Genomic DNA, 12510 nt, shown 5'->3' on the forward strand with positions numbered 1-12510 from the left:
GGGTTTCTATATGAACGATCGGAATGGTCGGAAAGATCGGAACAATTCAATCGCGATACGACGGATCGATCCGGTCGAGCCGGCGCAGCAGCGCCGGCCATTCCAGTTCGCCCTCGATCGCGCCGCCGTCGCGCAGTTGTTCGGCGGTGCGATCGGCCACCGCCGGGTCGGGCAGCACGAGCGGCCCGCCGCCGGCCTGCGCGCGCACCTGGATGTCGCACGCCTTGATCAGCGTATCCATCAGCACATAGGCTTCGGCGACGGTGCGGCCGACCGTCAGCGTGCCGTGGTTGCGCAGCAGCATCGCGGATTTCGCGCCGAGGCTCGCGGTCAGCCGCGCGCCTTCGGCCGGCGAGAACGCGAGCGCCTCGTAGTCGTGGTACGCGAGGTCGCCGTGAAAGCGCAGCGCGTGCTGCGACGCGGGCAGCAGCCCGTCGCGCTGGATCGATACGGCGATGCCGGCCGTATTGTGAAGATGCATCACGCAGACGGCGTCGGCGCGCGCGGCATGCACCGCCGCGTGCAGCGCGAAGCCCGTCACGTTGACCGCGTGCTCGCCGGCGCCGATCCGGTTGCCGGCCAGGTCGATCTTCACGAGGTTCGATGCGCGGACCTCGTCGAACGTCAGGCCGAACGGGTTGATCAGGAAGTGGCCGGGCTCGCCGGGCACGGTGGCGGAAAGATGCGTGTAGATCAGGTCGTCCCAGCCGTTCAGCGCGACGAGCCGGTAGGCGGCGGCGAGGTCGACGCGCAGCCGGCGTTCGGCGTCCGAGGTCGGGCCGCCGGGTTTCACGGCGTCAGGACGGTGTGCGAATGACGACATCGGCGTCTCCCAGGGTGAAGCGGCGCATGACCCATACGGTGAGCCACGACGCCAGCACGAACGGCGCGGTGAGGGCGGTGACGCCCGCGCGCATCGCGAGCGCCTGCAGCAGCGCGGCGAGCACCGCGGCCGCCAACGCGGCGCGCGGGCCGCGCGACATCAGCGCCAGTGCGGCGAGCGCGCCATCGAAGCCTGGCAGACCGTCCGCGAGCGTCGCGGCGCCGGCGCCGAGCGCGATCAGCAGCACGGTCGAAACGATCGCGCCGCCGAGCGCGAACGCGGCCGCGCGGCGCGACGCGACGGCGAGGCCCGCGACGATCAGCGCGCCGGCCCACGTGCCTTGCGCGAAGGTGGCCTGCGCGACGCCGGCGAGCAGCGCCGGTGCGAACGCCGGCAGCGTCAACGATACGCCGGCTGCGCTCGCGCCCGCATGCTGCGTCGCGACAAACGGCAGCCACAGCGCGGTGACGGCGAGGCACGGGCTCGAATACGGGCACTGGCGCCAGCGGGCGAGCGGCGTGCGCAGCGCGCGCTGCACGAGCGCCGCGCCGATCGCGGCCAGCGGCGCCAGCGCGACGGCCGCGAGCGGCTGCGGCGCGAACGTGACGGCGGCCAGCGCGGCGAGCGCGCCGTTGAAGCCGTGCAGCCCCTGTTCGACGTCGTGGCGCGCGGCGCCCGTCAGCACGGCGGTCATGCTGGCGGCGGCCGAGCCGAGCAGCGCCGCGCATGCGAGCCGCAGGTCGGTCAGCGCCAGCGCGGCGAGCAGCAGCGCGCCGGTGAGCGCGTTGGCCTGCAGGACGATCTGCCCGATGCCGCGCAGCAGGATGCGCAGGTCGATCGACGGCGAGGCGGGCTGGGCAGTAGACATGACGGCGGCAGTGCAGGATGAGCCGCGAGGATAGGGCAGATCGGCATGCACCGGAATAGGGAATCGTGGATACCGGGAATTTGTGCGACGATGCCGGGCATTCGACAGCGAGCAAGGAGGCAGGACGATGCGTGAAGTGCGATGGGCGTCGCTCGAAGGCGACGGGGTCGAACATCTGGCGTTCGACCGGAACGGCGGCGGGATCGTCGTCGAAAGCGCGGTGGTCGGCCAGCGGTACGGCAAGTCCTACGGGCTCGCGTACCGGGTGGTCTGCGACGCGCGATGGCGGGCGACCTACGCGGTGCTCAAGGTGATGGGCGGCGGCACGCTCGAACTGCGCGGCGACGGCGAAGGCCACTGGCGCGACGGTGCGGGCCGTGCGCTGCCCGAACTCGACGGCTGCATCGACATCGACATCGCGGCGACGCCGTTCACGAATGCGCTGCCGATCGGCCGCCTGGGGCTCGCGCGCGGCGAGCGGCGGCCGCTCGACGTCGCGTACATCTCGACGCCGGACCTGAAGGTCGAGCCGGTCAAGCAGGCTTACGCGTGCATCGAGCCGGGCCGGCGCTACCGCTACGAAGGCATCTTCCGGAATTTCACGGCCGAGATGGACATCGACGAAGACGGGCTCGTGATCGACTACGAGACGCTGTTCAGACGCCTGCCGGCAATCCGCTGAACGGGCGCGGCCGTCTTCGTCTCGTGCGCGGACGCGAAGCGGTCGATCCGCGACGCGATGATGTCGGGGTGGCGCAGCACGACCCAGTGGCTGCCGTCGATTTCCTCGCGCACGTGGTCGCCGAGCCAGCGGTCGAGGTCGACCGACATCTCGGGCGTCACGTAGCGGTCGCGCACCGGCACGAGGATCTGCACCGGCGCCTGTGCGTGACGCTCGCGCGGCCGCCGGGCCCGCGCAAGGAAGTTCGCGCGGTAAAGCTGCATGCCGTTCAGCGCATTCTTCAGTTGCACGGGATCGCGCTCGGCACGCACGCGTTCGGTGATCTGCAGCCAGCGCGGCCACAGCGCCGCGCCGCCGAGGCGCCACACCAGCGACGGCACGACCGGCAAGTGGAAGAACGCGATGTACCACGACTTCAGGCTCTGCTTGAGCCGCATCTTCGCGCGGAACACGTGATCGAGGCAGGGGCCCGAGATCGACGTGTACGACGCGATCCGGCCGCGGAACGCGGGGTCGGTCACGGCCTCCCAGCACTGGATCGAGCCCCAGTCGTGGCCGACGAGATGGAACGGCCGGCCGCCGCAGGTCGCGTCGGCCACCGCCTTCAGGTCGCCGGCGAGCCGTTCGAGCGTGTAGTCGGCGCGTCGGCGCGGTGCATCGGACGCGCCGGCGCCGCGCACGTCGTACGCGATCACGCGGTAGCGCTTCGCGAGCCGCGCGCGGATCGGCGCCCACACGGCCGCCGAATCGGGGTAGCCGTGCACGAGGATCAGCGGCGGGGCGCGACGCGACCCGCTCACGTAGACGGCGAGTTTCACGTCGCCGGACTGGACGGTCAGCATCTCGTGGGCGCGCGCCATGGCGTCATGCCTGCGCAACCGGGTGCAGCGGCACGCGGCGCGGGGCGGCTTGCGCGGCGTAGCGCGCGTTGGTCGCGTCGATGTTCTCGAGCAGCGTGTCGAGCCCCTGCAGGTACTGGTGGTTGTCGTGGTCCCACGGGTGGAAGCCGGGGCGGAAGTAGTCGAGCCATTCGCGCGCGATGCTCGGGAACACCCCGTGTTTCGGGCTGTACAGGTACTTCACGAGCCGCCACATGCCGCCGAACTTGCCGTGTTCGCGACGGTGCGCGCGCATCAGGCGCACGTGGAAGTCGAACACGATCGCCCAGAAGAACACGGTCGTCGTCAGCATCGTGCCCGTGCGCAGCAGGTAGCTGCCGAGGCCCGGCTTCATCACGGTGGTCCATACGTCGTACGACACGGCCTTGTGCTCGGTTTCCTCCATCGCATGCCACATCCACATCTGCTGGTAGCCTTCGACCGAGCCGTCGATCCGGTGCTCGTGGCCCGACAGCAACTGGTTCGCGAGGATTGCCGTGTAGTGCTCGAGCGCGATCGTGATCGCGAGCTGCATCGAATGCGGCAGCACCTTCTTGAACCAGCCGAGGATCGTCCACAGGCGCTTGTCGAGCTTGTGCGCGGGGAGGCCCGACGCCTGCAGCAGGTCGTTGTATTCGATGTGCTCGCGCGTGTGCATCGCTTCCTGGCCGATGAAGCCGAGTACCTGCTTCTTCAGCTCGGGATCCTCGATCCGGTCGCGATAGTTGCGCACCGAATCCATGAAGAAGCGTTCGCCGGCCGGAAACAGCAGCGACAGCGCGTTCATGAAGTGCGTGACCGGCACGCCCTGCACGTGCCAGTCGCGCGCGCGTTCGGGGGGCAGCGCGAAACGGATGTCGCGCCGCACCGGCATCATGTTCGGGGTCATCATGATTGTTCTCCTCCCTGATTGCCTGCATTGTTGTACGTTGCGTGGGCCGGTGCGGGCGCGCGCGCGGCGCGGCGGCGCGCTTTCGCGGCCTCGTGCCTGGTTGCGAACACAACCAGTGCCTGATATGCGGCCGGCAGGATGCGCGCGAGCCAGTCGGCGCCGCGCGCGTCGCGGCCGATCAGGACGCGGCGCTTGTTCCTGCGCACGCCCGAGAGGATCGTGCGCGCGGCATCGTCGGCGGTCGTGATGAAGAACTTCTCGAACGTGTCGCGGCCTTGCTGCTCGCTCGCGACCATGAAGCCGACCATGTTCTTCGACACGCGGCTCGCCTGAGCGATGTTCGTGCGGATGCCGCCCGGATGCACGCAGGTCGCCGACACACCGCACTTCATCATGTCGAGTTCCTGGCGCAGCGATTCGGTGAAGCCGCGCACCGCGAACTTGGTCGCGTTGTAGCCGCTCATGCCCGGTTGCGCGAAGATCCCGAACAGGCTCGACGTATTGATCACGTGGCCGTCGCCCGATGCCTTCAGGTGCGGCAGGAATGCCTTCGTGCCGTGCACGACGCCCCAGAAATTGATGTTCACGATCCACTCGAGATCGTTGTAGTCCATCCCTTCGATCGTGCTCGACAACGCGACGCCCGCGTTGTTGAAGATCAGGTTGACCTTGCCGTGTTCCTTCGCGGTGTCGTCGGCCCACGCGAACATCGCGTCGCGCTCGCCGACGTCGAGCACGCGCGTCGATACGCGCACGTTCGGCGCGATCGCACGGACGATTCGCTCGGTTTCGGCGAGGCCCACGCCGTTCTTGTCGGCGAGCGACACGTGGCAGCCTGCCTGGGCGAGCTGGATCGCGAGCGAGCGGCCCATGCCCGAGCCGGCACCCGTGATCGCGGCGACCTTGTTGGCGAAATCTCTCATGTCTGTTGGCTCCTGTACGAGGCTCAGGCGGCTTCGGCGGAAGCGGAAGCGGCGGGCGCGGCGATCGGCCGCGCGGCCGTGTCGTGTCGCGGGACGCCGTACGCGTGGTAATCGGCGATCGAGAAATGCGCGGTCGCCTGGCGGAAGCGCCAGGTGAAGCCTGGCCACAGCGTGGTGTTCTTGCCGGTGCGCGGATCGAGGTACCAGCTCTTGCAGCCGCCCGTCGACCAGATCGCCTTTTTCAGCTTGCCCTGCAGGTCGCTGTTGAATTGCGCCTCGACGAGCGGGCGCACCTCGATCGCATCCGCGCGTTCGCGACGCATCGCCTGCAACGCGCCGAGGATGTACTCGATCTGCGACTCGATCATGAACACCATCGAGTTGTGGCCGAGGCCCGTGTTCGGACCGACGATCATGAAGAAGTTCGGGTAACCGGGCAGCGTCGAGCCGAGATACGCGTGCGCGCCGTCGCGCCATGCGTCGACGATGTCGAGCCCGCCGCGGCCGATGATCGCGCCGCGCGGAAACGGATCGGCCACCTGGAAGCCGGTGCCGTAGATCAGGCAGTCGACTTCATGGCGCTTGCCATCGGTCGTCACGACCGCGTCGGCTTCGATGTGGTCGATGCCGGTCGTGATCACGTCGACGTTCTTGCGCGACAGCGCCGGGTAGTAGTCGTTCGAGATCAGCACGCGCTTGCAGCCGAGCGTGTAGTTCGGCGTGACGGTCCTGCGCAGCTCCGGATCGGGAATCTGCTTGCGGATGTGGCGCAGTGCGAGCTTCTGCACGTTCTTCATCAGCGACGGATGGATCGCGAAGCCGAGCACGCGCGATTCGAGCATCCAGTAGATGCTGCTGCGCACGGCCTTCTGCGTGAACGGCAGCGTGCGGAACAGCCACTTCTCGAACCCGGTCAGGTTGCGGTCGGGCTTCGGCATGATCCACGGCGGCGTGCGCTGGAACAGCGCGAGAGCCTTCACGCGCGGCGCGATCTGCGGCACGAACTGGATGGCGCTCGCGCCGGTGCCGATCACCGCGACGCGCTTGCCTTCGAGCGCATAGTCGTGATCCCAGTGCTGCGAATGGAATGCGCGGCCCTTGAAGTGCTCGACGCCGGGAATCGACGGCAGCGCGGCGCGCGACAGGCCGCCCATCCCGGACACCAGCACGCGTGCCGACAGCCGCTTGCCGTTCGCGAACGTGAGGCGCCAGCGTTGCGCGGCTTCATCGTACTCGGCGCGCTGCAGCTCGTGGTTCAGGCGCAGGTGCGGGCCGACGCCGAAGCGCTGCACGCAGTCTTCCAGGTACGCGCGGATCTCCGGCTGCGGTGCGAACATGCGCGTCCAGCGCGGGTTCGGCGCGAACGAGAACGAATAGACGTGCGATTGCACGTCGCATGCACACCCGGGGTAATGATTGTCGCGCCACGTGCCGCCGACCGACGCGGCCTTCTCGAGGACGACGAAGTCGGTCACGCCTGTTTGCAGCAGGCGGATCGCCATGCCGAGGCCGGCGAAGCCGGTGCCGATGATGGCGATGTCGATGGTTTCGTCCAGGCCGTCGTGGCCGGGCGGACCGAAAGGCAACGTGCGAGCATTCATCCGGGTGTCTCCGATTTGGCTCATTTTTGAATGTTACATTGTTTGATGTAACGATAGTGGGTGAGCCCGGAAACCGCAAGAGGCTAGAAGCGGCGCTCTAAGGGCCGGAAGCCAGGCGGGAAAAGGCTGAGCGGGGTTTGGAACGGTACGGCGGAGAGGCCGTTGGCGGGGCGGCGAGGCCCGCGGAACGCGGGTTGGCGGCGGCGGCTCAGACCGCCGGCGTGCGGCGGTCTGTTTGAAATCGAATCACGGGCGGATCGAACGGCCGACCGTCTCATGGAAAACCCCGGCCACGATCGTGACCTGCGCGAGCGCGTAGAGGCTCCAGATCAGGTAATCGATGCCCGGAAAGCCGCCGAGGAAGCGGCCGACGCCGATCAGCGTATCGGAGCCGACGAAGATCAGGCTGCCGACGGCCACCAGCGGGCCGCGCGTGCGGGCCGCGAGCGCGAAGCTCGCCATCGCGCACAGCACGAGCATGTAGACGGCGACGGGGGCGAGCAGCTCGCCGAGGTGCGGGAAGAACGCTATGTAGAACGCCGGGGCGGCGATCCACAGCCCGACGAGGGCGACGACGCGCCAGCCGTGCGGCCGAGCGCGCCAGCGCATGAAGATCGCGCAATAGCACAGGTGCGTGAGCAGGAACGCGCCGAGGCCGAGGACGAACGACAGCGGCCAGTCGGGCAGCGCGAGCAGCACGTCGCCGAGTACGGCGGTCACGAGCGCCGCGCACAGCCACGCGCGTTCGCGCGCCGCGCCGCAGGTGCTGCCCGCCGCGAGCAGCAGGATGCCCATCGCGGCTTTCGCGGCGGCCTGGCCGGGATAGGGCGCGGCGGCGAGCGACAGCCCGTACAGCAGCGCGGCGACGACCGCGAGCGGCCAGAGCCGGCGGTAGGTGGCGGGAAGCGTGGCGATCAAGGCGGGTGTCTCCGGGAGTCTTGTTGTCGTTGTCATGGTCGGGCGCGCGGGGGCGGCCGCCGGTCATTATGGAGAAGAAAGGCCGCGCGAAAACCGGCGAACCCCTCTAGTCGCGGTGCGGGCCGTCCGCCGCGCATCCGGTTCGCCGTGCGCGGCAGCCCTGGCTCAGGGCACGATTGCACGGTCTGTTCCGTCAGTCGACCGGTGCCCGCTTGCCGGCGCTTCCCGATGCACTTACCGTAGTACGAGGCGGCAATCCCGAGAGCCGCGACTGGGACGAGCCATGGATCAACACGAAGACTTCATCGTGCGCACCATGTCGGCCGACGAGGTAGCCATGTCGGTCGAATGGGCGGCTGCGGAAGGCTGGAATCCCGGCCTGCATGATCCGGCCTGTTTCAGGGAAGCCGACCCGGCCGGATTCTTCGTCGGCGTCTGGCGCGGCGAGCCCGTCGCGTGCATCGCCGCCGTCGCCTACGACGAACGCTTCGGTTTCATCGGTCTCTACATCGTGAAACCCGGGTTTCGCGGCAAGGGCTTCGGCATCCGAACCTGGCAGCACGGCATGCGTTACCTCGCCGAACGCAACATCGGGCTCGATGGTGTCGTGGCCCAGCAGGCCAACTACCGGAAGTCCGGCTTCGCGCTCGCGTACCGCAACATCCGCTATCAGGGGCGCGTGGACGGCATCGGGTGCGCGCACGTGACAGCCGCGGCCGACGTGCCGTTCGCGCAGTTGCTCGCCTACGACCGCCAGTGCTTTCCAGCGGCACGCGGGCGTTTCGTCTCCGCGTGGATCGCGCAGCCGGATGCCGTGGCGCTCGCGACGCTCGACGCCGGCCGTGTCGCCGGATACGGTGTCGTGCGCCGCTGCAAGGCGGGCTGCAAGATCGGCCCGCTGTTCGCCGACGACGCAGGCGTTGCCACCGGGCTGTTTCGCGCGCTGGCCGCGCGCATGCCCGGCGAGGTCATCGTGCTCGACGTGCCGGAAACGAACCCCGCCGCCGTCGCGCTGGCGGAAAGGCACGGCATGACGAGCGTCTTCGAAACCGCGCGGATGTTCACGCAAGACGCGCCTGCGATCGCGATCGATCGCGTGTTCGGGGTGACGTCGTTCGAGCTGGGGTGATGGGGGGCGTGGCTGAGCGTTACCGCTCGGTTGCCAAAGCCCAGGTTGCTGAACATATCCCGTGAATCACTCAATTGGGCGCGGTCATGGGTGGGCAGCCCGCCAGCAACGCACTTATCGGTATCAGTGAAAGCCGTTTGAAGAAAAAAAGGCCGACGGGCAGGGCGCCCGTCGGCCTTTTTTGAAATGCGGGCGCGCTGCGCCGCGCGTTACTTCGCCGCCAGCGCGGTCGCCACGCGCTTGTCCGTCCACGCGTTGTCGCCGACGACGAGCTTCTGCGGAATCAGCTTCGCGTCATGAAACGCATCGGCGACACCTTGCTGGGCCGCGACGATCCGGTCGTCGAGCGGTACCGCGCCAAACGGGACACGCTTGATCCACGTCTCGACGAGCGGTTGCGGCAGGCCGACCTTCGGCGCGATCAGCGCGGCGGTGTCGGCCGGATGCGTGTTGACCCACAGGCCCGTCTCGCGCGCCTGCTTCAGGATCGCGGCGACGATCTCCGGATTGCGCTGCGCGAAGTCGCGCGTCGCTTCGTAGAAGTTGTTGGTCGCCGCGAGGCCCGTGTAGTCGGACAGCGTGCGTACCTTCAGCGTGTTTTGCGCGGCCGCATAGTACGGATCCCAGACGACCCACGCATCGACGTTGCCGCTTTCGAACGCGGCGCGCGCGTCGGCCGGCGCAAGGTACACGGGGCGGATTTCGTCGTAGCGCACGCCGGCCTTCTGCAGGGCTTCGAGCAGCAGGTAGTTCGCGCTCGAGCCCTTCTGCAGTGCGATCTTCTTGCCGCGCAGGCCCGCAACCGAACGGATCGGCGAATCGGCCTTCACGAGCACGGCTTCGTTGTGCGGCGCCGGCGGCTCCGCGCCGACGTAGACGAAGTGCACGCCGGCCGCCTGCGCGAACACGGGCGGCGGCGCGCCCGTATAGCCGAAGTCGATGCTGTTTGCGTTCAGTGCTTCGAGCAGTTGCGGCCCGGCCGGGAATTCGAACCACTGGACGCCATAACCGAGCGGCTTGAGCCGCGCTTCGAGCGAACCTTGTGCCTTGACGACCGACAGCAGGCCGGCCTTCTGGTAGCCGATGCGCACGACCTTGTCGGCGCTGCCTTGCGCGAAGGCCGACGCCGCAGACAGCGTGACGAGCGTGACGGCGGCGGTGCGGGCGATCCAGCGGGTGAAACGAATCATCGGACGGACTCCATGCAAAACGTCTTCGGGCGAGCGACGGTGCCGCTCGGTTGGAAGAATCGTCGCATGGGCGATCGTGCCCGCAAACGAAGCATTGCCGATATGAATATGACGGCGGCGCGCCTATGCTTCGTCGTCGTGTTCCGATGGCGGCGTGCCGGACTGCCGCGCGGCCTCGTCGCTGAGCGTCTTGTCGAGGATCGTCGCGACGCGGCCGCCGAGGTAGGCGCTCGCCGCGGTTTCCAGCGCGCGGTTCGTCTCGCCTTCGACGAACACGGCCGCGAGCGGGCGCAGGCGCCAGATCGCGTCGACCAGTTCGGGCACGTCGGTGGCGGGCGGCAGCGTGCCGGCGTCGTAGCGGTCGAGCCGCTTTACGACGAGATCGACGAGCAGCCGCGCGATCGCGTCGAAATGCGGCCGCGCGAGGCTGATCACGTCGAGCAGTTCGCGCGGCGGGATGCCTTCCTTCGTCATGGCGGCCGCCGCTTCGAGCAGCGCGGGGCTCTTCGCGACGAACGACAGGCCGCGCCGTTCGAGCAGGCCGAGCTCGGTGACGCGCGACAGCTGGGTGGTCGCCTGCGGGCCGAACATCTGCGCGAGCGCGGCGAGCGAATAGGTTTTCGGCAGTTCGTGCGACCAGCGGCCGCCGATCGCGTTTTCGAGGCCGAGGATCGAGCGCAGGTCGTGGCCTTCGTCGATCGCCTTGATCAGGTCCTGGATGTTCGACAGCGTATAACCGCGCGCGAGCAGGTGGTTGATCAGCTTCAGGCGCGCGACGTGCGTGTCGTCGTAGATGCCGACGCGGCCGCGCTTTTCCGGCGGCGCGAGCAAGCCGCGATCCTGGTACGCGCGGACATTGCGCACGGTCGTGTCGGACACGCGCGCAAGCTCGTCGACCGTGTACTCGTTGCGGGAGTCCGGTGCCGCCTCGTCGGGTGTGGAATGAGTCTGTTTTGACATGCGGCCATTCTAGCGCGACGGGGTGTGCTCCGGCGATGACGGGCCGGCGCGGGGCCGCTCACGGGCGGGGGCGGGGCGCGTCGTGCGCGCCGTCGCCGAGCGGGCGCTGCAGCAGCGCCGTATCGATCCAGCGGCCGTGCTTGAAACCGGCCGCCTTCAGCATGCCGGCCGGCTCGAAGCCGAACGCGCGATGCAGCGACGTCGAGCCGCCGGTGCCGCCATCGGCGATCACCGCGATCATCTGCCGCCACGGGCCGGCCTCGCAGCGCTCGATCAGCGCCGCGAGCAGCGCGCGGCCGATCCCTCGCCCGCGCTGCGCATCGTCGATGTAGATCGAATCCTCGATCGTGAAGCGGTAAGCGCTGCGCGCACGGTACGGCGTCGCGTACGCGTAACCGGCCACGCGGCCGTCGCATTCGGCGACGAGGTACGGCAGCCCGTGGCCCAGTACCGCGTCGCGGCGCGCACGCAGTTCGGCGACGTCGGGCGGCGTTTCCTCGAAGGAGGCGACGCTGTGATGCACGTGATGCGCATAGATCGCGTGGATCGCGTCGAGATCGGCGTCGGTCGCGTCGCGGACGATGGATGAAGCGGTGTCGGGAGTGGCGGGCATGGCGGTGTGGTGGGGCGTGAGGTTTCTACTATGCGGCCGGTCGGCCAACCGGGTAAAGCGGGCCCGGGCGCTACAGCGCGCCGTCCGCCGCGCGAACCGCATCGGCGATCGCATCCGCGACGCGCTGTACGCGCGGCGAGCGGCGCACGTCCGGGTGGACGACAAGCCAGATCTCGCGCTCGATGTCGCAACGCGGCGCGGCCGTCAGTTCGACGAGCGACGCGGGCGGGGGCGAGGCAGTTGACTCGAGCGAGCCTATTAGAAAGCGCGGCAGCAGCGCGACGCCGGCGCCCGCCGCGCACGCGCGGTGCAGCGTCGCCAGATCGTTCGACACGAACGCGAAACGGCGCCCGGCCGCGAAACGCTCGAGCCACTGCTGCTGCGGCGTTTGCGCGAGCGCGTCGTCGTAGCCGACGAACGGCCAGGTGTCGGGCGGGGCGTCTGCCCATTCCGGCGACGCGCACAGCGCGAAGCGCATCGTGCCGAGCCGGCGCGCGGCGAGCCCCGGTTCGGTCGGCCGCGACAGCCGCACCGCGAGATCGGCTTCGCGCGCGTACAGGTTCGCCGCATGCATCTCGCCCATCAGGTCGATCCGCAGCGCCGGCCATGCGCGCTGCGCGCGCGCCAGGCGCGGCGCGAGGAAATGGCTGGCGAACACCGGCGAAGCCGATACGCGTACCACGCCGTCAAGCGCCGCCGTACCCTGGGCGGCGCGCGCGAACGCATGCGCGTCCGCTTCGAGGCGGGCGGCGTGCTCGGCAAGGTGCAGCCCTTCGTCGGTGGGCGGCCAGCCGCGCGGCAGCCGGTCGAACAGCCGGATGCCGAGCGCGGATTCCAGCGCGTCGATGCGGCGCGCGACCGTCGAATGCTGAACCTGCAGCGTCCGCGCGGCCGCCGACAGGCTGCCGCCGCGCATCACCGCGAGGAAGTAGCGGATGTCGTCCCAGCTCATCCCGGGCGGCGAAGCCGCCGCATCATCTGTCGAATTTTGCACAGTAGCTGGTTGCGATTCGTGAATTCCGATCGATTATGC

General features: G+C 68.9%; 13 protein-coding genes. 2 read left to right on the forward strand and 11 right to left on the reverse strand.

Features of this window, described 5'->3' with window-relative positions; all coding sequences use genetic code 11:
• Positions 1-46: 46 nt before the first annotated feature.
• Together WT26_RS26275 and WT26_RS26280 are read right to left on the reverse strand one after the other, a co-directional pair.
• Positions 47-823: a class II aldolase/adducin family protein gene (locus tag WT26_RS26275; RefSeq protein ID WP_059903598.1), complete on the reverse strand. Its 777-nt coding sequence runs from the start codon at positions 821-823 to the stop codon at positions 47-49.
• Positions 798-1691 (reverse strand): urea transporter, encoded by an 894-nt coding sequence (locus WT26_RS26280; protein ID WP_069274265.1) that lies wholly within the window; start codon positions 1689-1691, stop codon positions 798-800. The genes WT26_RS26275 and WT26_RS26280 overlap by 26 nt, the downstream gene beginning before the upstream one ends.
• A gap of 127 nt (positions 1692-1818) precedes the next feature.
• On the opposite strand from WT26_RS26280, the gene WT26_RS26285 reads away from it, so the two are divergent.
• A complete protein-coding gene (locus WT26_RS26285) occupies positions 1819-2373 on the forward strand; it encodes a putative glycolipid-binding domain-containing protein (RefSeq protein ID WP_069274266.1) in 555 nt (184 codons plus the stop codon).
• Here the strand turns inward: WT26_RS26285 and WT26_RS26290 are convergent.
• The 5 genes from WT26_RS26290 to WT26_RS26310 form a co-directional block, all read right to left on the reverse strand.
• Positions 2334-3233, reverse strand: coding sequence for an alpha/beta fold hydrolase (locus WT26_RS26290; protein ID WP_069274267.1), 900 nt, complete (start codon positions 3231-3233; stop codon positions 2334-2336). The genes WT26_RS26285 and WT26_RS26290 overlap by 40 nt on opposite strands.
• A gap of 4 nt (positions 3234-3237) precedes the next feature.
• The gene (locus WT26_RS26295) at positions 3238-4143 is read right to left on the reverse strand and encodes a metal-dependent hydrolase (protein WP_069274268.1); all 906 of its coding nucleotides are present in this window, start codon (positions 4141-4143) and stop codon (positions 3238-3240) included.
• On the reverse strand, positions 4140-5066 hold the full coding sequence (locus WT26_RS26300) for an SDR family NAD(P)-dependent oxidoreductase (RefSeq protein WP_069274269.1): 927 nt from the start codon (positions 5064-5066) through the stop codon (positions 4140-4142). The genes WT26_RS26295 and WT26_RS26300 overlap by 4 nt, the downstream gene beginning before the upstream one ends.
• A 23-nt stretch (positions 5067-5089) precedes the next feature.
• The gene (locus WT26_RS26305; RefSeq protein ID WP_069274270.1) at positions 5090-6667 is read right to left on the reverse strand and encodes a flavin-containing monooxygenase; all 1578 of its coding nucleotides are present in this window, start codon (positions 6665-6667) and stop codon (positions 5090-5092) included.
• 246 nt (positions 6668-6913) lie between these two features.
• Positions 6914-7585, reverse strand: a complete 672-nt coding sequence (locus WT26_RS26310) for a lysoplasmalogenase (RefSeq protein ID WP_069274271.1) — start codon at positions 7583-7585, stop codon at positions 6914-6916.
• Between the two features lie 283 nt (positions 7586-7868).
• On the opposite strand from WT26_RS26310, the gene WT26_RS26315 reads away from it, so the two are divergent.
• A complete protein-coding gene (locus WT26_RS26315) occupies positions 7869-8714 on the forward strand; it encodes a GNAT family N-acetyltransferase (RefSeq protein ID WP_069274272.1) in 846 nt (281 codons plus the stop codon).
• 209 nt (positions 8715-8923) lie between these two features.
• Here the strand turns inward: WT26_RS26315 and WT26_RS26320 are convergent, their stop codons facing one another.
• The 4 genes from WT26_RS26320 to WT26_RS26335 all read right to left on the reverse strand — a co-directional run bounded on the left by WT26_RS26320 (position 8924) and on the right by WT26_RS26335 (position 12429).
• Positions 8924-9904, reverse strand: a complete 981-nt coding sequence (locus WT26_RS26320; RefSeq protein ID WP_069274273.1) for a sulfonate ABC transporter substrate-binding protein — start codon at positions 9902-9904, stop codon at positions 8924-8926.
• 123 nt (positions 9905-10027) lie between these two features.
• A complete protein-coding gene (locus WT26_RS26325; protein ID WP_059522460.1) occupies positions 10028-10864 on the reverse strand; it encodes a MerR family transcriptional regulator in 837 nt (278 codons plus the stop codon).
• A gap of 58 nt (positions 10865-10922) precedes the next feature.
• Positions 10923-11477 (reverse strand): GNAT family N-acetyltransferase, encoded by a 555-nt coding sequence (locus tag WT26_RS26330; RefSeq protein WP_069274274.1) that lies wholly within the window; start codon positions 11475-11477, stop codon positions 10923-10925.
• A gap of 70 nt (positions 11478-11547) precedes the next feature.
• Positions 11548-12429 (reverse strand): LysR family transcriptional regulator, encoded by an 882-nt coding sequence (locus WT26_RS26335; RefSeq protein ID WP_069274275.1) that lies wholly within the window; start codon positions 12427-12429, stop codon positions 11548-11550.
• Positions 12430-12510 lie beyond the last annotated feature (81 nt).

Source organism: Burkholderia cepacia (genome assembly GCF_001718835.1).
GTDB classification, from domain to species: domain Bacteria; phylum Pseudomonadota; class Gammaproteobacteria; order Burkholderiales; family Burkholderiaceae; genus Burkholderia; species Burkholderia cepacia_F.

Excerpts from the sequence above, each read along its gene's own strand:
- WT26_RS26275 (WP_059903598.1), bottom strand. The coding sequence starts at position 823 with ATGTCGTCATTCGCACACCGTCCTGACGCCGTGAAACCCGGCGGCCCG.
- WT26_RS26280 (WP_069274265.1), bottom strand. The coding sequence starts at position 1,691 with ATGTCTACTGCCCAGCCCGCCTCGCCGTCGATCGACCTGCGCATCCTG.
- WT26_RS26285 (WP_069274266.1), top strand. The coding sequence starts at position 1,819 with ATGCGTGAAGTGCGATGGGCGTCGCTCGAAGGCGACGGGGTCGAACAT.
- WT26_RS26290 (WP_069274267.1), bottom strand. The coding sequence starts at position 3,233 with ATGGCGCGCGCCCACGAGATGCTGACCGTCCAGTCCGGCGACGTGAAA.
- WT26_RS26295 (WP_069274268.1), bottom strand. The coding sequence starts at position 4,143 with ATGATGACCCCGAACATGATGCCGGTGCGGCGCGACATCCGTTTCGCG.
- WT26_RS26300 (WP_069274269.1), bottom strand. The coding sequence starts at position 5,066 with ATGAGAGATTTCGCCAACAAGGTCGCCGCGATCACGGGTGCCGGCTCG.
- WT26_RS26305 (WP_069274270.1), bottom strand. The coding sequence starts at position 6,667 with ATGAATGCTCGCACGTTGCCTTTCGGTCCGCCCGGCCACGACGGCCTG.
- WT26_RS26315 (WP_069274272.1), top strand. The coding sequence starts at position 7,869 with ATGGATCAACACGAAGACTTCATCGTGCGCACCATGTCGGCCGACGAG.
- WT26_RS26320 (WP_069274273.1), bottom strand. The coding sequence starts at position 9,904 with ATGATTCGTTTCACCCGCTGGATCGCCCGCACCGCCGCCGTCACGCTC.
- WT26_RS26325 (WP_059522460.1), bottom strand. The coding sequence starts at position 10,864 with ATGTCAAAACAGACTCATTCCACACCCGACGAGGCGGCACCGGACTCC.
- WT26_RS26330 (WP_069274274.1), bottom strand. The coding sequence starts at position 11,477 with ATGCCCGCCACTCCCGACACCGCTTCATCCATCGTCCGCGACGCGACC.
- WT26_RS26335 (WP_069274275.1), bottom strand. The coding sequence starts at position 12,429 with ATGAGCTGGGACGACATCCGCTACTTCCTCGCGGTGATGCGCGGCGGC.